A 24,659-nucleotide genomic window follows, 5' to 3' on the forward strand; every position below is an offset into this window, starting at 1 on the left:
ATGTAATGTTATGCACGTTCGTAACAACAACGAAATGTTAAGTTGGTGCGGAGCTAATTAATATTGACTAATTATGCACCATTTACGGTATCTTTACCAAACTACTAGTGAACTTTTTTAACCCAATCACCGTAACCCTACGCCGAACCCAAATTCCCAGCAGCGCCTACCAACGGGCGTAGGCCATAAGCGCGCTTATGGAATGTTGCACGTAATCTATGCGTATGTGCCAGTTGTTCAGGTTGGAATGAAAACCGCCGTGGGCGCGCGCCGGATCGGCTAAATACATTTCCTTTTCATGCCAAATTTGGTTTTGCAGCTGGAACTTTAGCCCTGCCTCGGCGGCCGCGAGAATGGCGCCCACTTCGGCGGGCTCGCCGTGCTCTTTTAACAAGGTAGCGGCTGCCATTAACCCCTCTACCCGACACGCTGCAGGCGTGGTGCGCGGCGGTGAATACCACCCACCCTGCCAATCGGCAACACGCATAGACCCTTCCGGCAAGGTGCTGTGCGCGCCACCATGTTGCGCCTGCAAAATAGCCTGCACCAGTTTGCGCGTATGGGCTAAAAATAGCGGCTCCGGAAATTCTCGATAAACTTCGTTTAAGCCGTACAGCAACCAATGGTCGTGCTCCAGCTCACCAAGGCTTTTGCCATTGTCGCGCACATTAATCAACCAACGTGCGCCGGCTGCCGCAGCATTTTTCCAAAGCGGGTTAGCGTCAATACCATACAAACGCATCAACCCCAGAATAGCCTCGCCGGGGTAGTAATCCGACAAAAACGAACTGGCCTCGCCACTGGCTAAATCAAGCTTGTGCACACTAAATTGCCCGCTTTCGTTTTGGGTATTCACAATCCACTGCGCCAAGCCACGAATGTCGGCTAGCAGCTCCTCACTCGGCGCTAATCGGTAGTAGTCTACCAGCGCGACAATCGCCAGCCCATTCCCACCCAACTTGGCGGTGCCAAATTCGTTCATAATCAAGGTGCCCGGCCGCCACGGATCAGGCTCTATGTGTTTGCGTAAATAAGCCACGGCCCGGTGAATAGCCGCCAACAACAAAGCCGCAGGCTCACTGCGCGTTTCGCTAGCCAGCATATCCAGCATCGACCACGTGGTGCCCGCATGGCGCACCATATTGTAGTCGTCGGGCTCTCGGTTCGGCCCCGACTGATACATGTACACATAAGCGCCATTGTCTCGCACCGATCGCGCCAAATACTGCGCGCCCGCCAGCGCCCGCTCTTTCGCAATCCGCTCATTAAAGGGAATGGTTTCTCTATGCCCGCGCACCAAGGGCACTACTTCACCGCTCGTTAACGCAAAGGCAGACGTAGTAAATAACCACCCTTTTTTCGGCGCCGCTTTTTCATAGTCGCGCGCGTTGGCAATGCGCTCACTCAAATGTTCGGCCAACACTGGGTAGTCAATACCAAAATCTTTGCGAATTAAACGATAACGTAAGTTCTCTTCCGGTAGCCACGCGTTATTAAGGTCGCCTAAAGCCACGCCCAACAGCGACGGCTCCACAACCACTCGCTTATTCTTACGCAGTACCTCGCCGCGTATCGGCATGGCTTCTACCAACATGTCAAACTTTGCGCGCACAGGGCTAAAACCAGCCGCCGTTTTAGCTTTTTCAAGCGCCGTTCGCATCGTCGCTTCTATACCAATACTCAGCGCATTCGCCACCACATATTGGCCTGCGCCGTCACTCAAGGTAATAAACACACCCCGCAGCTGCCGGTCAGCACGCAGCCCAGCAGGAAAAGCCAACGGCTGAGCAGGTGCCATCATTAACGCGTTTTGTCGCGCATCAAAAAGTTCGCTTTGCAGCCAAGTGGCTAAAAGCTTAAGGTGCTCGCGCACAAAACCCTCACAAAACTGAATCGTATTCTCCGCCATAGCAGGCATTCCTTTGTTATTATTTGTTGTTGCTGTTGCTGTTGCTGCCATTAGTGTACGTTAAACCAATGGGCAGGCCTAAATTTTGTTTACGGCGAACACGCTCGGCAAAAAAAAGCCAAAAAAAACCCGCGATATACGCGGGTTCTTCAATACACGAGTGCTTTCACACTGTTAACAACAATTAACCACCAGAGGTTACGGTTACTGTGGTTGTTGTCGTTGGCGGCGTGGTCACGGTTACCGTAGTGGTATCGTCATCATCGTCGTCATCGTCATCATCGTCGTCATCATCGTCATCGCCAGGAATGTCTTCGATAACGGCTGTTACGGTACCGTCGGCGGCAACAGCAACCACTGTTAACGCACCAGCAGCTATACCACTTAATGCTGCCGGGCCTAATTGACCAAGATTACTGAACACTTGAATCAGTTCACCCGTTTGGGTATTCACAACCCCAAAGTTGCCTGCACCGCCGATTGTCGTTTGGGCTGAGGCCGGAGCCATCATTATCCCAAGCGCAGCGGCTACTGCAATTGAAATTTTCTTCATAAGTAATTCCTTTGTTTCGAAACTTAGTTGACAGCCCGCTAAAGCTGTCTTGAGCTCAATGCTTGGGTTTTCCTCGCCAAGCACCCTTAACTATCCGCCTTTACCGCCTGAAAATCAAGCGTTTTACATTATCTTTGTACGCCGCGCGTTAAACCGGTAAGCGCTGCATTGCAGCGCCTACGTACCGCGCCTACGCCAAACCATCGCCGTATGCGTTACCGGTTGTAAAACGGGGCACGTACGTCTGTTGCGGGGTACAGGCCTATTTTACGGTGCAGCGGTTGGCCGCCGTCGCGAGAAAGCGGCACCCAAGTTACGCTCACCCGGTCGCGCGTTGGCAACACGCTCATTAAGTCGAACGGTATGCTAATAAACACGCCCTTGGTAAAGCTACCTTCGCCATATTCCGCAGACGACACATTGGTTAAATTGGCAAACGCTCCAATAATTACCCCGCTCTTAAATCGACGCTGCGCTTGCAAGGCCACACCCGTGTCTTTCGCCAAGAACCGGCCTACGCCTACTTGCAGCATGGAGTCTTCTAACCATGGCATTTGGTAATACATGGTGGCAAAGCCGGTTACCACGTTATAGTCGCGGAAGCCGAAGCCGCCGTTAAAGTCACGCTGTTTGGCATAGTTTAGGTCTACCCCAAAGGCAAACGGCGAATCCAGCGGCCGCCACAATACTTCACCGCCCACACCACCGTACATGCGCTCAAACAAGCCGGCATAGGCTAAGCCGTACACCGAGTCGCTAAACTGGTGAAAATACGACGCTTGGAACGAGTCTATCCATAAGTCGTTGAGCATGTATTCTCGCACGTAGGTTCGCACACGTGGCAAGGGCAAAAAGTCGAATGCGTCTACGGTAAAGTTAAACTCGTCGAAGTTGTTGGCTATGTTTAAGCCCACTTCGGCGCGCAGCCACAATTTTTCTGTGAGCCAATGGCTTGCCGACCCTTTTAAGCCCAGCTGATAAAACTGGAAGCTTTCCGGCGCGCCTAAGTCTTGGTCTAAAAACGGTTGAAACGCAAAATTCGGCGAGAACCGATACGGCTGGTTAGCCACCCAGCTTGGGTCGTCCCAGTCCGGTCTCGGTGCAGGCTCTACCCGCTCGAAGGTTTCCACTGCGTCTTCGGGGCGTTTACCCGGCACTTGGTTACGAATATACGCACGGAAGCGCTCAGCGTTCACCTTAGTCGACACCATCGGTATAAACAGCTCTTGATGGGCAATTTCATAGGTGTGCACACTTTCCGGTAACTCCGCGGCCATCACCCGGAACGCACGATCAAGCGCTTCGTTGTTGTCGCGATAACGCACCGGGTTTACAAACGCAGTAACCACTTCACCCTGCTCGTCTTCGGTTACGGTGTAACGGTTCGACCCATACGCATTTTGGCGGCGCATATTGCGGGTCATGGTATTCCAGCGCACGTCGGCAAGGCTCTCGGCACGCGGCGGCGTGGGGGGTGTTTTGTCGCGCTCTAACTTAATTTGGCTCAGCTCATTTACATTGGTGCGCAAAGTAATACCAAACGTAAAGGTGTCGCCACGCTCCACCGCAAATTGCAAATCCAGCCAATCATTCACCCGATAAAACATACCCAAGTTCACCGGCGAGCTTGGAGTCATATCCACCTTAGCGAATTCTTGCGAGTAGTCATTACCCTCGAGTTCTAACTTCAAACGCAAACCAGGAAATGGCGTTTGGTACTCTACACCGCCAAAAATTGCAGCGGGACCGGTAAACCATTTTTCGGTTTCTGGAATACCTCCTCTCCCCGAAAAGTCAGAAGAATCGTAGTTCCTATCGCAGTATCTATCACTCACTTCACAGAATGGATTAATGAAACTGTCCCGGGTACCAAGTCGCCCAAATCCAACACCCAAAGTAAAGTCCAGCGGTCCCCAGCGCTTACTGGCGGCGACATACTCGTCGCTGAAAAGGCCTGTGCCTGCAAAATCGCGTAGCCCAACTGAAAGCTCAGGTCGCCACTCGCTTTCCTTTAGTATACGAACTTTCAAATCGAACCCCTTATCGGTATAGATGTTATCGCCACTAAATCCGGGAAACGCACTATAGCGAGCACTTGGCACACGAGTGTAAAAACCTCCCACTTCAAGCCAAGGAAAGGCTTGTAAATGGGCATTGTAACGGCGGTATTCCTGCATGTCGGAATACGAAAGAGTTAACTCGCCTTCGGGCGCCATGCGGGCTGTCGGTGTTTGAATAAGGCCAATGGAGCCATAGTTCGAGCGCGACGGCGACAGGTCGAGCCGCTCCCAGTGCAACACGTCGGGTATGCGGCGCTCCGCGGTGGCTTCTACACGGTTATCCATCAATTCAGCGCTGGGGTCGAGCCAAAAATGTTCGAACACGGCCGCAACGCGCTGGTTAATGCCGCGGAATTTACGCGGTAACTTAGGTTCGTTAAAACCGACGATCAACAAGTCGCCCGGCATCATGTGGCGTGCGCGCGCGTTATGCATACCCCAAGGCACCTCAATAGGTGCTTCGGCGGGCGCAATATAGTGGGCAGTGCTGGTATTTGCGTCGGGCCATAACACCCCGTTGCTTTCGTGTGCAAACAAGTAACCGCGCACAGTTTGCTGCGAATAAATGCGCTGTTTACCGTGGCTACGGGTTAACCCGTACACGTAAAAATGCGGATCACGCGCGGGCAAGGTTAAATGGTAAACCCCCAACGGCAGTTGCGGGTTGTCTTCTAAAAATAAACGGCTGGCACCCAACTGGGGTACACCAAAGGGTTGCCATGCCACTAAAATATTACTCAGTTGCTGCACTAAAGAGGCGGCCTGCGCTGCGCGCTCGCGCTCACCACGTACTAAAAAGTGGTCGGCCAATGCCATCAGTTCTTCAATTACGGCGTCGCGGTTTGCTTCCAGCGCTTGGTGCTCGCTGCCTTCGCCCGCTACCATGGCCAGCCGAGCATTCGGCCAGTAGATGTCGAGGGGCTGTAAACCCAGCTCACCCTCCCACTGGTCGAGCGCGGTATTTAACACCTCGCTCATACGCACATTGGCGTTAAATTCCATGGTAAAGGTGTCGTTCACTACCACGCGCACCGTATTATAACTGCGTTCAGTGCTCGAACGGTTCTCTTGCGCCTGCGCAACAGAAAAACAGCTGGCCGCCAGCGCCAAAAACGCTAACGCTACCCATGACCGAAGCTCTTTTTTATTAATTCCCATCTCGGCCCATCCACTTCAGTTGCGTCAGTTCAATAGCATTGGTGTGCGGCATCATGGTTTGTTTGCTCTTTACCACGTGGCCGTCTGGCTCTATCCAAAACTGGTTGGTAAACGGCTGCCGGGCAAATACAAATCGGCCAGTTTCTTCTATTCTGTACACCAGTTTTTCATCGCCGTTTGGCAATACCATTAACTCTGGGCCAAACTTTTCAAATTCAGAAATAAGCGTTTCTGTGCCGGTAAGCGCCGCCGAGCCCTTGCCGGTCATATCAATTTGTCGCACCCATTGGCTCGCGCAGCGCGAAGGCATGCGCACAATGCAGCGCAGCGGGTCTTCGGCAATGTTCGACATAGCAATAAGGTTCATGGCTAAGCCACTGGTGGTTACAATGCGCGCATATTCCGTAGAAAAGCTTTGCCGCCCGCCGGCTATCCAGCTTAACCGCGGTATTTCGGTGGTTTGGTCGGCAAAACCGAGCAGCACGACCGTACGCGGTGCTCCTTCAATTTGGCCATAAAAAGCAGTAACCGGTAAGTTGTCTATTTGCTCTTGGCTGTATTCTGCGTCGGAGCGATCTTGCAAAAAGTATTGCCAGGTACGTTGCACGTCGTAGGTTATGTTTGAACAGCCCGCCAACAGCACAGCTACTATGGAAGCCAGCCCAAACGCAGTAAGCGGCCGAGTGGCCGCCTTAAGCTTTTTTAACAGTGTGAATTTTTTCAACGCAAGCGCCTTTTGTTTTTAATCGTTTAGCCTGAACTATACTCAATCCGAATTAAACAAGTCTCGGGTGTACACTTTATCAGCCACGCTCTCTAGCTCTTTCGCCATACGGTTCGACACAATAACATCGGCTTCGGCTTTAAAGGCTTCTAGATCACGAATTACCCGCGACTTGTAAAATTCATTCTCGGTTAGTACGGGCTCATACACAATTACTTCAACGCCTTTCGCTTTAATGCGCTTCATTACGCCTTGTATGGCGGAGGCTCTAAAGTTGTCGGAGCCGGTTTTCATTACCAACCTGTAAATACCCACTACTTTCGGGTTGCGGCGTAAAATAGACTCGGCAATAAAGTCTTTGCGCGTACGGTTGGCGTCTACCACGGCCTGAATTAAGTTCTGTGGTACATCATTATAGTTGGCCAAAAGCTGTTTGGTGTCTTTGGGTAAGCAGTACCCCCCATAACCAAAGCTAGGGTTGTTGTAGTGGTTCCCAATACGCGGGTCTAGCCCTACGCCCTCAATCACTTGTTTCGCGTCTAGCCCATGTAATTCGGCATAAGTGTCGAGCTCGTTAAAATAGGCAACCCGCAGCGCCAAATAGGTATTGGAAAACAGCTTAATGGCTTCGGCTTCGGTACTGTCAACAAAAAGCACCGGCACGTCTTTTTTTACTGCACCCTGCACCAATAAATGGGCAAAGGTTTCGGCGCGCTCAGAGCGCTCGCCCACAATAATACGCGAAGGGTACAGGTTGTCGTATAACGCTTTGCCTTCGCGCAAAAACTCTGGCGAGAAAACGATATTGTTAGAGCCTAAACGTTCACGCGCTTCGCGCGTAAAACCCACCGGCACGGTGGACTTAATCACCATCATAGCATTGGGGTTAAAGGTTTTTACTTGTTCAATTACTGCTTCAACCGAGCGGGTATTAAAAAAGTTATGTACTGGGTCATAATCTGTCGGTGTCGCAATAATAACAATATCTGCGCCGGTGTAAGCCTCTTCTGCATTTAAAGTGGCACGGAAATTAAGCGCTTTTTCCGCTAAAAACTGTTCTATCTCGGTGTCTTCAATCGGCGACTGGCCTTTGTTTAGCATTTCTACTTTTTCAGGCACTATGTCGACCGCAATCACTTCATTGTGCTGCGCCAATAACATGGCGTTAGAAAGGCCTACATAACCCGTGCCGGCAACTGCTATTTTCATTATTCGGTAGTTCCCTTAACTTTTATATCCATCTGGATTTTTCGATTGCCAATTCCAAGTGTCACGCATCATTTCTACTAACCCGAGCTGTGCTTCCCAGCCTAGTTCTTGTTTCGCAAGCGTAGTATCGGCATAACATACGGCGATATCGCCAGGCCGCCGAGGCACTATGGTGTAAGGCACTTCCTGCTTACTAGCTGCCTCGAACGCTTTAACCATGTCCAGTACTGAGTAACCTAAACCAGTGCCGAGGTTGTGAACAAAGCACCCTGTTCTTTTTTCAAGAAATTCGAGCGCTCTTAAGTGTCCTTTTGCAAGATCGACAACATGAATGTAATCACGCACACCTGTCCCATCAGGTGTTGAATAGTCGTTTCCATAAACTTGTAGAGCCGGTAATTTACCAATTGCGACCTGCGATACATAAGGTACTAGGTTATTCGGAATACCGTTTGGGTCTTCCCCAATTAACCCCGATTCATGGGCGCCAACAGGGTTAAAATAACGCAGCAATGAAATGCTCCACTCGCTATCAGCGCGGCAAACATCTTGCAATATGCGTTCAACCATATATTTGCTAGTACCGTAAGGGTTAGTGGTGCCACCAGTAGGCGCCAATTCGGTAATCGGCATTTGCTCTGGCTCACCATACACAGTAGCAGATGAGCTAAATACCAAGCGTTTAACACCCGCAGCACTCATGGCTTTAACTAAGTTAAGTGTTCCTACCACGTTGTTTTCAAAATACATTACCGGTTTAGCAACACTTTCCCCTACAGCTTTTAAACCAGCAAAGTGAATTACTGCACTAAACTGATGATCCGCAAAAACCTTGCTTAGTGTCGCCTCACAGCGAATATCACCTTCAATTAACGTAAGTTTTTTTCTGGTAATTGCTTCAACCCGCACCAAACTTTCGCGAGAGCTATTGCTAAAGTTATCAAGCACCACAACTTGGTGGCCTTGTTCAAGCAACTGCACAACAGTGTGTGAACCGATATAGCCGGCTCCGCCGGTAACTAAAATACTCATGATATCCCCTTGAACCTTCGCACCAAGGTTACCAAGCGCCAACTGTATTTCAAGCACAGCAGATAAATAGCGAATACCGCAAAGTATGCTGCTAATACAATGGGCTCTGCAATTTGCTGCGCTTCCAGCCAAATACCAACAAACATCCACCAGGCAGCAGAGCCCACAATAATAAGCAGTGCCTCACGTGAGGAAAAACCAGCGCGCATAAAAATGTGGTGTAAATGATTTCTGTCAGGCTTAAATGGGTTCTGTTTTTTTACAATACGGCGAACCATAATACCCAGCATATCCATTAATGGAATGGTAATTAGCCATAACACCGCTACAGGGCGAATAGGATGGCTTTCTACTAAATCAAATAACACCGATGCTCTAAGCGAAAACGCTTCTGTTAATGCTGGGTTAGTGAGTAAGGCTAGTATCCAAACAATAGAAAGCCCTATGAACATAGAACCTGCATCACCCATAAACACTTTTTTGAGCTTGGTTTCATTTGTTTGTAGGTTCAACACTAAATAGGGTATTAACGCGAACACAAACGAAAGCGCAAATACGAACGGTATGGCCAACCCAGCCATCCACGATAGAATGCAAATACCAACAAAAGCAACAAGTGAAAGCCCGCCTAATAGGCCATCAATACCATCAACCATGTTGTATGCGTTCATCGCTGTCATGATGGCTAATACAGTAAATATCCCACCTAAAACGCCCAGCTCTATTTCACCAAAACCAAGCACATTGCCTAACGTGCTAATTTCTACCCCACCCACAAACACAATAATACTTGATGCCAGTATCTGCATTACGATGCGCAAGCGCACGCTTAAATCAAACTTATCATCTAATACACCGGTGGTAACCATAAGCGATGAAGCAATCACCAATGCAAGTAACGTAGAGTTCCACTCAAAATAATACAGCCACACACTCAGCAAAGATGTGGCAATAGCTAAACCACCAATAAGTGGAATTTCACCATTATGCTGCTTACGCGCACATGGCTTATCTACCAGTCCAATATGAGCTGATATAGGGAGCAAAATTAGTAAAAGGGTCCATGCTACAATGGACGAGGTTAAGATTATTAGAAATACCATGTTTTCTCTTTACGGATAAAGTTGAGTGTCAACACAGCCAATCAATTTCTCCAGAATTAACATTTTGAATTGAGAAAAAGCCGCTCAGCTACAATTAGCGATATAGTTTTCCTAGTTTGGCTTTAAAGACGTCAAGTATGAATAATGGGGCTGAAATAAAAGTCCGCTTCCATAAGCGCTTGGGCTCTGATAGGAGTCGTCTAAACCATTCCAAACGGAATTTAGCCCAGATACCCGACGGCTCATAAACAGTTCCTGCATAGAAATCAAATGCTGCGCCTATTCCTGAAAGCATTTTCACTTTCACTCTACCTTTCAATTGTTCTATTAACTTTTCTTGCTTTGGAGCTGTTAATCCAACGAACACTACATCAGGAGCAATAAGATTGATCAAATCAGAAAAAGCAGCAATATCATCAGAATCAAAAGATACTTTGAAGGCTGGTGAAAAGGTATCTACTTTCACATTAGGAAATTCAGTCGTAGCTTTTGACTTGATTAACTCAAGAACTATATCGGTAGAACCCAGAAATAAAGCTGAGCCATGACGTTCATTCAAAAATCGCATAGTTTCCCTGAAAAAATCAGGACCCGTTAAACGATTCAACTGATATGCCTCAAGAATTTTAACGCCATAAACTATCCCAACTCCATCTGGGATTAAAGTACTTGAGCACTGTAGCGCGACCTTGAACTCTTGATCGCTTCTTGCAACAGCGTAAGAGTGTGGGTTTATCGTATTAACCACTTTACTCTCGGTAGCAGACCATACTGATTTTAAAATTTGTTCTGCAGGCAATAAACTTACCTTATAACCAAGAAAGTCAATGTTTTCGCTTCCTTCTCTCAGATCATCTAATTCCATTTTCTTGACCTCGCAACTCTAATAAACTCTGAATTTCAGCAGCCATTTTAGTCACCAGCTTTGGTGAGCTCCTACTTTCAACATTTAAACGGACTAAGGGTTCGGTATTTGAGGACCTTAAATTAAACCTCCAATCACGAAATTCCATACTAACACCGTCAGTTCTATCTATCGCTATAGCTTTCCCTTCAAACTCGTCTATTACCCTCCCAATCGCAGCGAATGGATCATCAATCCTACTATTAATCTCGCCTGATGCTGGATACTTTTCCATCCTTTTCTCAACCAGAGCTTTTAAAGTCTGTTCTTTAACCACAATCAGCTCAGCGATGAGCAGCCACGGAATCATACCGCTATCGCAATACGCAAAATCACGGAAATAGTGGTGTGCGCTCATTTCGCCACCATATACGGCGTCTTCAACGCGCATACGCTCTTTGATGAAGGCATGCCCAGTTTTTGACATTATTGGTGTACCACCAGCTTGCTCCACTAAGTCGATGGTATTCCAAGTCAGCCGTGGGTCGTGGATTATTTTAGCACCGGCATGTTTCTGTAAAAACGCTTCCGCTAACAAACCAACGATGTAATAGCCTTCAATGAAGCGGCCTTCATGGTCGAACAAAAAGCAGCGATCAAAATCACCGTCAAAGGCAATACCCATATCCGCCTTGTGCTCGCGCACCGCATCAATAGTGTCTTGACGGTTTTCGGGCAACAGTGGATTTGGAATACCGTTCGGGAAATTCCCATCAGGTTCGTTGTGCACTTTAATCAATTCAATTGGTACGTTTAGCGCTTTAAATCGAGCTTCAATAGCATCAATCACATGGCCTGCTGCACCATTACCACTGTTAATTACCAGCTTCATTGGTTGCTTAAAATTCGCCAAGTCCACATAACCCATTAAATGGTCAACGTACTCATCGAGCACAGAAATTACTTTGTAACTGCCGCGTTTTACAGCGGGCTCACCAAAGTTATTCGCCTCAGCCAATCGCTGTACGTCGCGGAGGCCAGTATCGCCACTTATCGGGCGGGCACCTTCGCGGACTAACTTCATTCCGTTATAGTCCATCGGGTTGTGGCTGGCTGTTACTTCGATGCCACCACAAACGCCTAAATGGAAAGTCGCAAAATAGATTTCTTCTGTGCCCGCCAAACCGATATCAAATACATCCACACCTGCGTCTCGCAGCCCGTTAGCAAGGGCTAACTTTAACACATCGGACGTTAAACGTACGTCGCCACCGACCACAACCGTTTTTGGTTTGAGATACTCTCCATAAGCACGACCAATTCGATAAGCTATGTCTTCGTTGAGCTCAGTGCCGAGCTGTCCTCGAATATCGTAGGCTTTGAAGCAAGTTAGTTTGTCCATAATGTCTAATAAATCCTAGTTTTTAATCCGTTCCAACCGCACGCCTAGTTTGCCAGTTTGCTGCGGTTTTTGAATGCGAGACGTTTCGAGGCAAATCATCTTTTTATAATCATCTGCTGGCATGTCTGCTGGGTTAGTACCTGCCTTCGTCCAAGGAGTCCACAGCATAATGTCGTTATGCCCTTCGTGATGCATAGCAATTGAATATGAATTAGCCTGGATAACCTGCGTACTAGATTCAGGTGCCAAAAACATCTTTTCTGTTGGACCATGCAAAAACACTTTCGAATCCGCAGCTTTCAGAACACCGTTATCGAGATTATCCCGATATTCGTTTCCAAGCCCTAAAATCTTAACGCCTGCGATATCATCGACAGCTAAATAAGTATGTAACGCGCCTGTCCACTCGCCATCAGTTTCAACAAAAAACTGAACACAGCAACTATCGCTTAAGGTTATTGTCACGCGGGCATGAAACTCGTACGGCCATAAGCTCTGGGTTCGCTCGGATGAGCAAGAGCGGAATCAACAAATGCGGGTGTTGTGCACCATAGGAAGTCCTGTCCATTCTTAGGCACAAAGCTTAAAAGCTGGGCACCACGAATAGAAACCCGCGCGGTAAAGCGCGGGTGATCAATGACGATTATTTGTTTCGAGCTATCTAACATCAAGCTCTTCCGTAGCGATCCTCGAAACGCACAATATCGTCTTCACCAAGATACGCACCGGATTGTACTTCGATCAGTTCCAGTGGGATTTTACCTGGGTTTTCTAATGCGTGAACAGCGCCAACAGGAATATAAACCGATTCATTTTCTGTTACTAACGAGGTTTCATCATCGATCGTGACATTTGCTGTCCCTGAAACCACAATCCAGTGCTCTGCGCGGTGGTGATGCATTTGAATTGAAAGCTTTTCACCCGGTTTTACGGTGATTCGTTTCACTTGATAACGTTCGCCAGCGTCCACCGAGTCATATTTACCCCACGGGCGGTAAACTTCACGGTGTAACTTATACTCTGAGCGATTCTCTGATTTCAATTCTTCGACAATCTTCTTTACATCTTGCACTTGGTCTTTTCTTGTCACCAGAACGGCGTCCTTGGTTTGCACAACCACTACGTCATCAACGCCTACTGTAGCTACTAATCCAGTCTCGGCAAACACATAGTTATTGCGGCTGTTATGCGTCATGACATCACCGTGGTGTACATTACCGTTATCGTCTTTGTCGGAAACATCCCACAAAGAGCTCCAAGAGCCAACATCACTCCAGCCCGCGTCCATCGGAATCACAACTGCGTCTGTCGTTTTTTCCATCACTGCATAATCAATAGAGTCTTCGGGACAATTAATGAAGGCTTCTTTGTCCACACGAACAAAGTCGAGATCATCACTTGTATCACCTATTGCCTTTTCACAGGCTGCATATATATCCGGTCGATGTACTTTTAACTCCTCAAGGTAACGCGAAGCGCGGAACATAAACATACCGCTGTTCCAATAGAAGTTACCACTGACTACATAACTTTGAGCTGTTTTTAGATTTGGTTTCTCAACAAAGCGTTCGACTGAAAAGACTGTTCCGATTTCCGTACCACGTTCTATATATCCGTAGCCAGTTTCAGGCCCAGTGGGCACGATACCAAATGTGACCAGTTTACCTTGTTCTGCATATTCAGTTGCCTTAACCACAGCTTCTTGAAATGCGTTTTTATTTTTGATGACATGGTCTGCCGCTAATACCAACATAATTGGGTCTGAGCCCGAATTTACTGCATAAAAAGCCGCAAGAGCTATGGCGGGCGCAGTGTTTCGACCTACAGGCTCTAGGATAATATTATGATTTAATTGACCAATTTGGCGCAATTGCTCCGCCGTTAAAAATCGGTGTTCTTCATTACAAATAACAATAGGTGCGTCAGTCGTAATCTTGTCTAGTCGAGTAATTGTTTCTTGCAGCATCGTGCCGCGGCCGTTTAGCTTTAAAAACTGTTTTGGATAAGCTGCGCGAGACAACGGCCACAATCGGCTTCCACTTCCGCCCGCCATGATTACTGGTAAAATCATTTTCTATTCCTTTAAATCTGTAATAGTTTCTCTGCAATAGTTTCAGGTTATCCGTTTCTCACCTTTAAATTCAAGGATTGTAAACGAATAATGTTTACAGAAAATATGCTTTAGTATGCTGATGCACTCGAGCGTCAGCAAGTAATTCATCAACGCTGTACCAGCGATAATGGCTATGCTGTTCTTCAGGTAAGTCCGGCAGTTCCTTCACATTAACTCGATAGGCAATAGCTACGTAATGCGTTGAAGGTGAATTGCCAAACACGCTATCGCTGTAGAAGTGGTCGTAGGGTCCTTGCAACCTCGCTTCCGAAATCAAAAGAGATTGGCCAAGCTCTTCAACAGTGAGTCGTTTAAATGCTTCAGCGAGCGACTCATCTTTGAGAATACGCCCGCCAGGAACAAACCAATATCCTTGTGCAGGTCGGTTTTTGCGTTCGCCCAAAAGGATCTGTCCCTTTGCATTCTCCACCAATAGGTCGATGGAGACCAAAGGCGTACTGTCAAGCACAGTTGTGAAGATTTCTTTAGATAAAAACATCTTGCCCTCGAAGTGCTAACCTCTAAAGCCATCCTGATTTGCTAGAAACCACCTATAAGCGTCACGAAGTCCATCTTCTAACTCAGTAGTATACTGCCATCCAAGAGCTTTTAACCGATCAACATTCATCAATTTACGCGGTGCGCCATCGGGTTTTGAAGTGTCCCATACAATGTCGCCTTCGAAGCCTACAACTTTCGCAACAGTTTCTGTCAGCTCTTTAATTGTACAATCAACACCGGTACCGACATTAATATGACTCAACATCGGCTGAGTATTCCCTTCATAAGTCTTTTTGTCGAGCTCCATGACGAAAATACTAGCAGCAGCCATATCATCAACATGTAAAAACTCGCGCATTGGCGAACCCGAGCCCCATGCAACAACTTCCGTCGCGCCTTTAACCTTTGCTTCATGAAAGCGACGCAATAAAGCAGGAATTACATGACTATTCTGTGGGTGAAAGTTATCGTTGGGCCCATAAAGGTTGGTTGGCATCACCGAACGATAATCTCGACCATATTGGCGGTTATAACTTTCACATAACTTGATGCCTGCGATCTTCGCAATCGCATAAGGCTCGTTTGTTGGCTCTAGAGTGCCAGTTAACAGCGCTGTTTCGGCCATCGGTTGTTCTGCAAATTTCGGATAAATACACGAAGATCCTAAGAACAATAGGTGCTGCACATCCGTCGCATGCGCTGCATGAATAATATTGGCCTGTATCATCAAATTTTCGTAAATGAACTCAGCTGGATAGGTATTATTGGCAATAATGCCACCCACCTTAGCGGCAGCTAAGTAAACCTGATCGAACTGCTCAGCCGCAAAAAAATCTCTAACAGCTTGTTGATTATTTAAATCAAGCTCACTACGTAACCGAGTAACAACATTAAAGCCACCGCGCGCTTCAAGCTGCCGAACAATCGCAGAACCGACCATACCACGATGGCCGGCTACAAATACTTTCTTCATAGAAATCGGTGTTCCCTTTGCCAGTTAACCTTCAACCGAAACCGGAATTTCATATCCGTGTTCTTTCAACAAAGCATGACGTTTGGAAACCTTTAAGTCTTCCATTACCATTTCTGCACACATTTCTTGAACGGTAATTTCTGGTGTCCATCCAAGTTTTTCTTTGGCTCTAGTTGGATCGCCAAGTAGTGTTTCCACTTCAGCTGGCCGGAAGTAACGAGGATCCACTTTTACGATCACATCACCAACATTTAGCGCTGGTGCGTCGTCGCCATCGATAGCTTCAACAACTGCAATTTCATCAACACCTTCGCCTTCAAAGCGTAAGGTTATTCCAAGTTCTTTAGCCGACCATGTAATAAACTCACGTACCGAGTACTGCACACCTGTAGCAATTACGAAATCTTCTGGCTGGTCTTGCTGGAGCATCATCCATTGCATTCTTACGTAGTCTTTCGCATGACCCCAATCGCGCAACGCATCCATGTTCCCCATATACAGGCACTCTTCTAGTCCTTGGGCTATGTTAGCCAAACCACGGGTGATTTTACGGGTCACAAAGGTTTCACCGCGACGTGGTGACTCGTGGTTAAACAAAATACCGTTACAGGCATACATACCATACGACTCGCGATAGTTTACGGTAATCCAATATGCATACAATTTAGCCACAGCATAAGGCGAACGCGGATAAAACGGCGTAGTTTCTTTTTGCGGAATTTCTTGAACTAAACCATAAAGCTCAGAAGTGGACGCTTGATAAAACTTAGTCTTTTTCTCCAAACCCAAAATACGGATTGCTTCGAGAATACGTAAAGTACCCAGACCATCAACATCAGCTGTATACTCCGGAGACTCAAAGCTTACTGCCACATGAGACTGAGCACCAAGATTATAGATTTCATCAGGCTGAACTTCTTGGATAATTCGAATTAAGTTCGAGGTGTCGGAAAGGTCACCGTAATGCAAAACAAAGTTTTGATTATCTACGTGTGGATCTTGGTAGATATGATCAACCCGTTGAGTATTGAACAAGGAAGCACGACGTTTTATACCGTGAACCTGATATCCTTTTTCTAACAAAAACTCGGCTAAATATGAGCCGTCTTGGCCGGTAACACCGGTGATTAATGCTTTTTTCATGGAGACAACTTCCTATCGTTATTTTTTCTTTCAATCAATACCGCATTATAAATTTTCATTAGATTCGAATAAGCAGCTTTTTCTGAAAATTTATTTTTATACGAGATATAAGCATTAGCGCTTAACTTTTCTAGGAGTGCTTTAGAATCAAATAATGCTTTAGCCTTAGTAAACAAATCAATATAATCTTTTTGGCGAAATATCAATCCATCGACATCCCGGTCTATTACGCTTGGTATCGCTCCCATATCAGAGCCAAGTACTGGAATACCCCGAGAAAAGGCCTCAATTATTACTAATCCAAACGTCTCGTAGCATTCCGAGGGAACTACAAGTAGAGATGTTCTATCTAGTATTCTTTCAACTCCAGATCGATCTAAATGGCCATGAAATTTTACATTTAATTTGCGTGCAGTTGATTCTTCAGTAATTTTACTTTTTAGTTCACCATCGCCAACAATATTTAGCATTGGCGCAGAGCCTCCCCAGTGCTTCCAAGCTTTAAGCAAAGTCCGCAGTCCTTTTTCTTCAGATAGCCTCCCTACAAAAGTTACCTCAAACTCATTGTTCGTAGTAACTTGAGGAAATATCTCATTTGAGTTTGATGAAAAAGTGAAGTTAGGTTTAATGTATATATTGCGCTCATTAAACCCATTTTTTATTAATAGGCTTTTTTGAAAATCGGACAATACAATAATACCATCAATGTTAATAATGTTTGTTCCGGCTTTAAATATAGACAGACACTTACTAAAAAACCAGGGAATAGTTTGTAAGAAACTAGCTTTGTAACACCTATGTTTTAACGCTGCTATCGGCACCGATTTACCAATACATGTAGTACAAACTGTTTTATTTCTGATATGCAACCCATTAGCACAAGAATACCGGTAGTTATGAAGCGTTATTAAAACAGGGATATCTTCTTTCAATAAAATTTCAAAGATAGAGTTTGATAAGATAGGAAATGTATTATGAACATGAACAACATCCGCTTTGAAATTATTTAAAATCGAACTTAATTCCTTTTTAGCTTTTAAGTTATAAATGAAAAGTAAACCTGCTTTAAGTTTACCAGCAATTCCTTTTGCACGCAGACTGTCACTACGTTTACTGAAAACTTCAACTTCATGCCCATTCATTCTTAACAATTTTATTTCTGCATCGACTGCGATATTTTCACCAGAAGGTGCATCGCTACCATAGTAATTATGTACTATTAAAATCCGCATGATGCCCTCCATTTGATAACAAGTTCTTTCATCTTTTTCAAAGCCCGCGCTTTGAAAGAGTAAAGAGATGCGAATTCGCCTACCACATCTGGACAAAACCCTTTAAAATTAAAAAATGTATAGTTAAAGTCATAATTTCTTTCTAGTGCACAGTTAAATGCTTTACCAAGTGGTGTTTTCGTATGCGTCGCATCATTATTAAAGCCAACATTGCAAACTTTACTTTTTACAGGAAAAACACTTGCAAGATTTCTATTAAATTGGTGATAGCAAAATCGAATAGCCCACGAATTAATTTTTCCATCTAACTGATTCTGCAACATGCGTGGCATATCACTACCAACTTTAGCAAACTTCTTTCGCCAAACTTTATCTTCGAGATGTTTTTTTGCATTCGGAGCAGTCCAGTCAATCTCTCGCCATCTGTCTACCCAAGTAGCCCAACCCCAGGAAGAGCTTCTCTTGCCAAAATAGACATCATCGGACGGATTAAGCTTTCTCAGGTTTGGTGAATATCCACAAATCGACAGTATATTCAAATCACGCTTGTAAAACTCAAGGGCCTTGTTCATGAATATGAGAAAGTCATTGGAAACAAGGAGGTCGTCCTCTACTACGATAGCCATCTCTTTTTTTGTAAAAATAGAAGTCACACCCTGAATTATCGAACCGGCTAGTCCTTTGTTCTCTTCAGAGAAATGAATGTCTACGTTTCTAAAACCGACGAGTTCTTTCAAGTACTTTCTCACTTCAGCAACTTTTATTGCATCTTGCTCATTTTTAGGCCCGTCAGAAAAAATAACAATGTCGGTTTCTGATGCACCGTCGCAGGCTAACAATGAATCAATGCACTGCTGAGTGGTTTCTAATCGGTTATATGTAAACAATAAAATGGGCGCGAAGTTCATACAAATACCTTCATATTAAATAGTTTCGAGGTACAAAAATTTTGACATTCAATACAAACAATGAAGAGCAATTGGATACAGTTACGTAAAAATCAAAGGCAACGAACATGTCACACATTTGATATAATAAATCCTGAATTCAGATAATAACAGCAACACTCATGTAATGGGATAGGTCGAAGGGAGGTCAGCTACTGACATGTGGTAGTCTTACTTTTCGACCAAAAACGTGAGTTCCAACATGAGTTATCGGCAGCTGACCGAGGGACAACGATACCAGATTTCGTTGCTTCTCTCAGAGAAATTTTCACTCAGAAAGATTGCAGAAAAACTAGACGTTGCACCCTCAACGATTAGTCGAGAGTTGCGAAGAAACTCGATTACATCGGGTTCTTATGAGCCATCAAGAGCACATTTAAAAACGCTGAAGCGACGTTGAAGCAGTGTTAAAAAAAGCATCTGCTATAAAACCAAAATAGCGGTTGAGTTCATGTTAGAGCTCCATTGAAGCCCTGAGCGGATATCGGCGATTTGCAAACGTATCGGTCGGCCAGTGAACCATTAATGGGTATACACCCACATACTCGCCGATTTCAAGCAAGGTGGTCAATTACACGCACACTTGCGGCACAGGCTGAAACGCTACAAAAAGCGCTTACATAAGCAGCGAGGCCGCATATTAGAGCGATACTCGATTGATGAACGGCCAGGCATTGTTGAACATCGTGAACGCTTTGGCGATTGGGAAATTGATACGGTTATCGGAAAGCGTGGAACCGGCGTTATCGCAACCGCACTGGAACGGAAAAGCCGTTTCTACTTGACCCGAAAACTAGCGAGTAAACACGCCGGCGATGTTGCCGATGCATTGATTAAAATGTTACGACCGTTTCAATCACTTGTTCATACAATCACGGCAGACAACGGCTTGGAATTCGCCGAGCACAAACGGGTTGCCGCGGGTTTAAATGCTGATGTTTACTTCGCTGACCCATACGCTTCATACCAGCGTGGCGCGAATGAAAATGCAAACGGGTTACTTCGCCAATATGTACCCAAAGGGAGTAACTTACGTTCACTGACAAACGAGCAGTTGAAAAAATATCAGCAGCGATTAAGTTTAAGACCTCGTAAGGTACTTGGCTTCAAACAACCTGATGTAATTTTTAAAGAGCAATTGCAGTGCGCGCAGAGCGAATGTTGCAGTTATTAGTTGAATCTAAGAATTCAAAGTTAAAAATTACGATTTATTTTTATTTACACCACCAAAAAACAAAGCATACAAACAAAAACTCACGTAAAGCACAACTACAACCTGAGGATACTATATAGGGGAAATATGTACTGCAACTCGCTGAGTTCATAGGTCCATGTAGCATGAATTATCCTAAAGTAAAAATATGAAAGTGCAAATAAAACAATTAAGACATAATAGTAAAGTGCATTTCGCTTAGAGATGTAAGTAGATATAACCACAACAAAAACTAAGGTAAAAATATCTTGGATATAGTAGAACCGCTGAAATAAAAACAAGTCAAAGAAATAAAGAAAGCCGAGAAATGAAGACCATAATAAGTATAACACAAGCAAAAGCGCAACAGGCTCTTTGAGTTGTGAACGATACTTAAACTGCTGGTGTGCAAAAATAAGAAAGGCAATTGAAAATATAAAGTCTTTAATGATGAAAATAATCGGTATTGGATTTGAGAATGCATATAAGCGCGACGAACCGAAAAATACATAAAGAGCAATCGCTGAAAACGCGGTAACCAAGCCGATTAATATTGACAATGTAAACATTAGAGAAAACGAAATCCTACTGTGCATCGAGGATAAAAAAATCGCAAAACAAGTCAGCACAACGAGAAAAACTATCATATTGTGACTGAGGACAGCACAAACAAATAGCGCCGCTGCAATTACAATCCTTTTCTCAATTAAGTAACTCACACCAAGCAAGAAAATAACCATCGATAAATATTGCCTAATAAGTTGAGTCGTCAAAACAAATGTCAACGAGAAAAACATAGTAAGCAACAAAGTCGTTACGATTAACCTATTATTTAACCCAAATAATCTGCTAATTCTTAGGTGCGCTACTAACGCTGTCAAATATATGAGAAAAGTAATTGCAAATGAAAATATTTTAGCGTCATCGCCTATCAATATTGATATTAGATAAACAGTAATAAAATAGAATATTTCTTGCTTTCTTGCTGTCACATAAAATACTTGATTCTCGAAAAGATATTGCCACCCATATAAGTTTATAACCCTTAGTTGCTCTACATATACTATTAAGTCACTCTCAACTAATTTGGATGAGTTTATGTAGCCTAAGTATAATAATCCAATTGTGCAAAAAGTAATAATTACAGGCCTAGAGCTACCTCGAACCGACGCATAAAAACCTAAGATTACAATCGATAAGATCGGAGATATAGCTGAAAATACAAGCAAGACAAAGCAAACCGTCAAGTCTTCATAAGGATTTGCATGATTATTATTTATACTATCCATTAAATTAACTTCTTATCGCCTATGCTCTTCATTTTTCCAAAGCCTTTCAGATTTAAAAGCCGATTATTATTCTTGTTAGCTTCGGCGTTTTTCAAGGTAGTTGACACTTTTTTCTCGTTTAAGCGGCCTGTTTTTCATCCTGTTTAACTGACGGCTCGTCCGGGTTCAGTGTTGTCGGGCCGACGGGTTCGCAGTTGCGAACATTGCGTTTACCCCAGCGATTTGGGTTGGCTGCCTTTGCTTTTTCCAAGTGCTGTTTACGCTTAGCTAATGTGGCTTTATCTTGTCTAGTATGACGTTGATGCGGCGTTACGAAGCGTAATTTACTGTGCTTATGCTCGTAGTTATACCAGCGTGTGAACTTTAATACCCATTCACGAGCCTCTTCTAGGCTTTTAAAGCCCTGAGAAGGCCATTCAGGCCGGTATTTGCAGGTTCTAAATAGCGACTCTGCAAACGGGTTGTCATTACTTACTCGCGGGCGGCTGTATGAGGTGGTCACACCTAGCTCATATGCTTTAGCCCGCATCGTCTGTGACTTCATCGGCGCACCATTATCAGAGTGCAACACTAAGCCTGTGTGTAAGCAGTTTTCACGCAACAATGTGCGTTGTAAAAGCTCAGCCGCGAGCTCGCCGGACTCCTGCTCGTGAACTTCATCACCAACGATTTTGCGACTAAACAAGTCTTCGAGCATGTACCAATAATAAAATTGCCCACGTACAGCGCTCGGTAAATAGGTGATGTCCCAGCAGAACACTTGCCCAGGTCCCGTAGCTTCAAATGTCTCCGGCGCTTTATGGCCCTTAGGCGCTGCACTGCGACCGCGATGATGCAATTGACCATGTAGCTTCAGCACCCGGTAAAAAGTTGATTCGGAGCCATAATAAAGGCCCTCATCAAGCAACGTCGGTACAATCTGCGTCGGCGGCAAACTGGTAAAGCGCTTCTCATTGCTGACGTTTAATATAATCGCCTGCTCAGCCACCGAGAGTTTGTTCGATGGCCCCGGACGAACAGCATCCGGACGTTTGTCCGCAAGCACTTTGCCATTCTGATACCAGCGCTTATAAGTACGCAAACTGATACCGGCTTCTTCGCATGCTAGTGGAAGCCGAGCTCCAGACTCTTTAGCTTCGCGTATCCAAGTAACATATTGCTTGCGCTCTGAGACCGAGGTCAATCGTCCTCGCTGTCGTTCTCCCAGAGCGCATCCAGCTTTTTTGTTAAGTGCATCCATGCACTTAACCGCTTCGCGGCTACGCGAAAACCTGTTCCAGACAGGTTTTTCGCAATACTAGTAACGCTGCGGTTTCAGCCAACGCTTTTTCTTTTTGGCGAAGCTCGCGCTTAAGCTGTTTAATCTCTTTGCGATCTGCTTTGCGTTGCTGCCTAGCTTCGAGCTCTTGCTCGCGTGAACTTGCAAAGCCTTTTAGTGAGTCTGCTTTCCACGCTCTCACTTGCTCGACATAAAGTCCTTTAGCACGGCAGTATTCACTGAGCTCTGCTTCATTCAAAGCGCCTGTTTCGATAACGACAGCTAGCTTTGCTTCTGGTGACCATTGGTCTGGTGTTGGTTTGTTTCCTGGCACGGGTCGACCCTGTAATTTGGCTTTATCTCGCCAACTATACAAAGTTTGCAGGCCAATGCCCTCAACTCGAGATACTTCTGCTACCGTCATATTTAACGGCGGTAATAATTTACTAAGAACTGCTTGCTTACGTTCTTCTGAATAGCGTGGCACAATCAAGCCTTAACGCCCCAACTGGTTAATTTTTGAGTAGTGTCAACAATCCTGCCAGAGGGGGCATCTCGGGCCTTATCAGTCCTTATAGCCGAGATCGGAGTATTGTCAACACCAACTTAAAATGTCCGGTTTCGTATAGCGCTTTGTTACGTTTACTTTTTACCTGACTCTATGACCATATATTTAAAGGACGAAACATCGTCTTTGGGTTTTAGTTTTAGATCTTTTCTAATTGCCAGTACCAGTTCTGTTAATCGTTTATCATGCTCATCTCTCGGAACTTTTTCGCCCGGCAGGCACGTTAAATCCTGGTAATTGTGTAAACGACTGATTACTTCTTGAGATGCGAATAAACCGACAGTATTAAATGCGATGGCATACCTTTTACTGCTCTCATGAGAAGAATGCGCACCAACATTTGCGGCTAGCGCAGCAAAATACTCTTTATAATGCCCTAATTTTTCTTTACGCCATTCCGCTTCTCGCTCGCGCTGCTTGGTGGCCCAATACGTGAAAGCAGCAACTATTATTGCTGCTGACGCAGATATTATTGATATTAGAACATTTGAGTCCATCTATATTGTCTCGAACTTTAGGGTAACGCAGCCAATACACGCGGGTTTGTAGTGAAGGCGCAGCCGCAATGTAAATACCCCATTTATAACACAGTCATCTCGAGTTACTCCATTGCCCGAGCGTGTAGTGAATGGCTTTACCCAACAGGGACTGGTTATTGACGCTAAGTGCTGACTTGTCGAGCCAGTCTTTGAGTTTATTCATGATTGGCAACGACAGTTCTTGTCGGGCTGCATATAGCCATTGCCACTGTTGTGGTGATAGGTTTAACACACGACCGTTGAGCTTGCGCGGCCACTTAAACTTGCTTTTCTCAAGGCGTTTGTAGCACAAGAAAAAACCGGTTTTATTCCAGTACAGCGCTTTGTACTTTGTCGCGTTGGCGATTACAAAATACAAACAGCGCACCGCTAAACACCGGCTGCTTGTACAAATAAATCGCCGAAGGCTCTACGAACATTTTCATGCAACAAGCGACTTCACTAACTGCGCCAACCAATGTGGCTTAACGTGTAGCGTCAAGGTGAGTGCTAGGTTGCCATAATTTAGCGTCAGCGAATGATGGTTCGTCTGCATCACTTGTTGCGCTTGCACAAAACCGTTATCGTTTTGTGCAAGCAGCTCAAGCCACTGAGCATGGCTGCGATGGGTACGACTCATAAATCACCTCGTTAGTTGAAACGTGGTGATAAAATTAGACCATCTGCAAAAGCATGCCTAGGCGTGGTTGCTGTTACGGTTACACTCATAACGCCTCACATCACCGGCAGCGAAAAGCAGAGCGACGAAGGAGCGGCGCTTTTTGCTGTCCGAGTGTATGTGATTGATACTCATTGAGCTTTCTCCCCAGTTTAGCCAACTTGGCTAAACTGGGAGGCGACCAAACCAAAAAGGAGAAGACCCAATGAACTTTTACAATAGCACTCATCAGCATTATTGTGGAATCGATTT

At 45.3% G+C, this 24,659-nt stretch carries 20 protein-coding genes and 3 pseudogenes; 1 reads left to right on the forward strand and 22 read right to left on the reverse strand.

What is annotated here, in order from left to right; genetic code table 11:
• Positions 1–166: 166 nt before the first annotated feature.
• From DQW12_RS04105 to DQW12_RS04185, 16 genes and pseudogenes are all read right to left on the reverse strand, one after another.
• Positions 167–1,909: a hypothetical protein gene (locus tag DQW12_RS04105; protein WP_113906549.1), complete on the reverse strand. Its 1,743-nt coding sequence runs from the start codon at positions 1,907–1,909 to the stop codon at positions 167–169.
• Positions 1,910–2,093: 184 nt separating this feature from the next.
• Positions 2,094–2,462, reverse strand: a complete 369-nt coding sequence (locus DQW12_RS04110) for a hypothetical protein (RefSeq protein WP_157957844.1) — start codon at positions 2,460–2,462, stop codon at positions 2,094–2,096.
• Between the two features lie 215 nt (positions 2,463–2,677).
• Positions 2,678–5,680, reverse strand: a complete 3,003-nt coding sequence (locus DQW12_RS04115; RefSeq protein WP_113906551.1) for a YjbH domain-containing protein — start codon at positions 5,678–5,680, stop codon at positions 2,678–2,680.
• On the reverse strand, positions 5,670–6,404 hold the full coding sequence (locus DQW12_RS04120) for a YjbF family lipoprotein (RefSeq protein WP_113906552.1): 735 nt from the start codon (positions 6,402–6,404) through the stop codon (positions 5,670–5,672). The genes DQW12_RS04115 and DQW12_RS04120 overlap by 11 nt, the downstream gene beginning before the upstream one ends.
• A 42-nt stretch (positions 6,405–6,446) precedes the next feature.
• Positions 6,447–7,613 carry a nucleotide sugar dehydrogenase gene (locus DQW12_RS04125; protein WP_113906553.1) on the reverse strand — a complete coding sequence of 389 codons (1,167 nt, stop codon included), beginning with the start codon at positions 7,611–7,613 and terminating at the stop codon, positions 6,447–6,449.
• A 15-nt stretch (positions 7,614–7,628) separates the two neighbouring features.
• Positions 7,629–8,645: a UDP-glucose 4-epimerase GalE gene (galE, locus tag DQW12_RS04130; RefSeq protein WP_113906554.1), complete on the reverse strand. Its 1,017-nt coding sequence runs from the start codon at positions 8,643–8,645 to the stop codon at positions 7,629–7,631.
• Complete coding sequence (gene wecA / locus DQW12_RS04135) at positions 8,642–9,748, reverse strand: UDP-N-acetylglucosamine--undecaprenyl-phosphate N-acetylglucosaminephosphotransferase (RefSeq protein WP_113906555.1); 1,107 nt, start codon at positions 9,746–9,748, stop codon at positions 8,642–8,644. The genes galE and wecA overlap by 4 nt, the downstream gene beginning before the upstream one ends.
• A 94-nt stretch (positions 9,749–9,842) precedes the next feature.
• Entirely contained in the window at positions 9,843–10,613 is a 771-nt protein-coding gene (locus DQW12_RS04140) for a WecB/TagA/CpsF family glycosyltransferase (protein WP_113906556.1), read from the reverse strand.
• Positions 10,600–11,994, reverse strand: coding sequence for a phosphomannomutase CpsG (gene cpsG / locus DQW12_RS04145; protein WP_113906557.1), 1,395 nt, complete (start codon positions 11,992–11,994; stop codon positions 10,600–10,602). The genes DQW12_RS04140 and cpsG overlap by 14 nt, the downstream gene beginning before the upstream one ends.
• A 15-nt stretch (positions 11,995–12,009) precedes the next feature.
• Positions 12,010–12,486 (reverse strand): annotated as a pseudogene (locus tag DQW12_RS04150) (aldose epimerase family protein); the annotation flags it as partial.
• 175 nt (positions 12,487–12,661) lie between these two features.
• Positions 12,662–14,065, reverse strand: a complete 1,404-nt coding sequence (locus DQW12_RS04160; protein WP_113906560.1) for a mannose-1-phosphate guanylyltransferase/mannose-6-phosphate isomerase — start codon at positions 14,063–14,065, stop codon at positions 12,662–12,664.
• A 94-nt stretch (positions 14,066–14,159) separates the two neighbouring features.
• Positions 14,160–14,606, reverse strand: coding sequence for a GDP-mannose mannosyl hydrolase (locus DQW12_RS04165; RefSeq protein WP_113906561.1), 447 nt, complete (start codon positions 14,604–14,606; stop codon positions 14,160–14,162).
• A 15-nt stretch (positions 14,607–14,621) separates the two neighbouring features.
• Entirely contained in the window at positions 14,622–15,581 is a 960-nt protein-coding gene (gene fcl, locus DQW12_RS04170) for a GDP-L-fucose synthase (RefSeq protein ID WP_113906562.1), read from the reverse strand.
• Between the two features lie 24 nt (positions 15,582–15,605).
• Positions 15,606–16,724 carry a GDP-mannose 4,6-dehydratase gene (gene gmd, locus DQW12_RS04175; RefSeq protein WP_113906563.1) on the reverse strand — a complete coding sequence of 373 codons (1,119 nt, stop codon included), beginning with the start codon at positions 16,722–16,724 and terminating at the stop codon, positions 15,606–15,608.
• On the reverse strand, positions 16,721–17,956 hold the full coding sequence (locus DQW12_RS04180) for a glycosyltransferase family 4 protein (protein WP_198683888.1): 1,236 nt from the start codon (positions 17,954–17,956) through the stop codon (positions 16,721–16,723). Before DQW12_RS04180 ends, gmd begins: the two co-directional genes overlap by 4 nt.
• Positions 17,944–18,864: a glycosyltransferase gene (locus DQW12_RS04185; protein ID WP_198683889.1), complete on the reverse strand. Its 921-nt coding sequence runs from the start codon at positions 18,862–18,864 to the stop codon at positions 17,944–17,946. The genes DQW12_RS04180 and DQW12_RS04185 overlap by 13 nt, the downstream gene beginning before the upstream one ends.
• Before the next feature lie 241 nt (positions 18,865–19,105).
• Here DQW12_RS04185 and DQW12_RS04190 point away from each other — a divergent pair.
• A pseudogene (locus DQW12_RS04190) lies at positions 19,106–20,077 on the forward strand (IS30 family transposase).
• A 95-nt stretch (positions 20,078–20,172) separates the two neighbouring features.
• Here the strand turns inward: DQW12_RS04190 and DQW12_RS13755 are convergent.
• The 6 genes and pseudogenes from DQW12_RS13755 to DQW12_RS13620 form a co-directional block, all read right to left on the reverse strand.
• Positions 20,173–21,384, reverse strand: a complete 1,212-nt coding sequence (locus DQW12_RS13755; protein ID WP_113906566.1) for an EpsG family protein — start codon at positions 21,382–21,384, stop codon at positions 20,173–20,175.
• 118 nt (positions 21,385–21,502) lie between these two features.
• Positions 21,503–23,129, reverse strand: a pseudogene (locus tag DQW12_RS04200) (IS3 family transposase).
• Between the two features lie 155 nt (positions 23,130–23,284).
• Positions 23,285–23,707: a hypothetical protein gene (locus DQW12_RS04205; RefSeq protein WP_113906567.1), complete on the reverse strand. Its 423-nt coding sequence runs from the start codon at positions 23,705–23,707 to the stop codon at positions 23,285–23,287.
• 94 nt (positions 23,708–23,801) lie between these two features.
• Positions 23,802–24,107 carry an IS66 family insertion sequence element accessory protein TnpB gene (gene tnpB, locus DQW12_RS13810; RefSeq protein WP_113906568.1) on the reverse strand — a complete coding sequence of 102 codons (306 nt, stop codon included), beginning with the start codon at positions 24,105–24,107 and terminating at the stop codon, positions 23,802–23,804.
• 63 nt (positions 24,108–24,170) lie between these two features.
• Positions 24,171–24,368, reverse strand: a complete 198-nt coding sequence (locus DQW12_RS04215) for a hypothetical protein (protein WP_113906569.1) — start codon at positions 24,366–24,368, stop codon at positions 24,171–24,173.
• Positions 24,369–24,468: 100 nt separating this feature from the next.
• Positions 24,469–24,659, reverse strand: a 191-nt coding sequence (locus DQW12_RS13620; protein WP_232819870.1) for a hypothetical protein, incomplete at its 5' end; no start/stop codon positions are given.

Source organism: Aliidiomarina celeris, from assembly GCF_003316875.1.
GTDB lineage: Bacteria > Pseudomonadota > Gammaproteobacteria > Enterobacterales > Alteromonadaceae > Aliidiomarina > Aliidiomarina celeris.

Coding starts and splice junctions, on each gene's coding strand:
- fcl (WP_113906562.1), bottom strand. CDS start 15,581: ATGAAGAAAGTATTTGTAGCCGGCCATCGTGGTATGGTCGGTTCTGCG.
- wecA (WP_113906555.1), bottom strand. CDS start 9,748: ATGGTATTTCTAATAATCTTAACCTCGTCCATTGTAGCATGGACCCTT.
- DQW12_RS04180 (WP_198683888.1), bottom strand. CDS start 17,956: ATGCGGATTTTAATAGTACATAATTACTATGGTAGCGATGCACCTTCT.
- galE (WP_113906554.1), bottom strand. CDS start 8,645: ATGAGTATTTTAGTTACCGGCGGAGCCGGCTATATCGGTTCACACACT.
- DQW12_RS04215 (WP_113906569.1), bottom strand. CDS start 24,368: ATGAGTCGTACCCATCGCAGCCATGCTCAGTGGCTTGAGCTGCTTGCA.
- DQW12_RS04125 (WP_113906553.1), bottom strand. CDS start 7,613: ATGAAAATAGCAGTTGCCGGCACGGGTTATGTAGGCCTTTCTAACGCC.
- DQW12_RS04105 (WP_113906549.1), bottom strand. CDS start 1,909: ATGGCGGAGAATACGATTCAGTTTTGTGAGGGTTTTGTGCGCGAGCAC.
- DQW12_RS04185 (WP_198683889.1), bottom strand. CDS start 18,864: ATGAACTTCGCGCCCATTTTATTGTTTACATATAACCGATTAGAAACC.
- DQW12_RS04205 (WP_113906567.1), bottom strand. CDS start 23,707: ATGGACTCAAATGTTCTAATATCAATAATATCTGCGTCAGCAGCAATA.
- DQW12_RS04115 (WP_113906551.1), bottom strand. CDS start 5,680: ATGGGAATTAATAAAAAAGAGCTTCGGTCATGGGTAGCGTTAGCGTTT.
- gmd (WP_113906563.1), bottom strand. CDS start 16,724: ATGAAAAAAGCATTAATCACCGGTGTTACCGGCCAAGACGGCTCATAT.
- DQW12_RS04165 (WP_113906561.1), bottom strand. CDS start 14,606: ATGTTTTTATCTAAAGAAATCTTCACAACTGTGCTTGACAGTACGCCT.
- DQW12_RS04140 (WP_113906556.1), bottom strand. CDS start 10,613: ATGGAATTAGATGATCTGAGAGAAGGAAGCGAAAACATTGACTTTCTT.
- cpsG (WP_113906557.1), bottom strand. CDS start 11,994: ATGGACAAACTAACTTGCTTCAAAGCCTACGATATTCGAGGACAGCTC.
- DQW12_RS04110 (WP_157957844.1), bottom strand. CDS start 2,462: ATGAAGAAAATTTCAATTGCAGTAGCCGCTGCGCTTGGGATAATGATG.
- DQW12_RS04160 (WP_113906560.1), bottom strand. CDS start 14,065: ATGATTTTACCAGTAATCATGGCGGGCGGAAGTGGAAGCCGATTGTGG.
- DQW12_RS13755 (WP_113906566.1), bottom strand. CDS start 21,384: ATGGATAGTATAAATAATAATCATGCAAATCCTTATGAAGACTTGACG.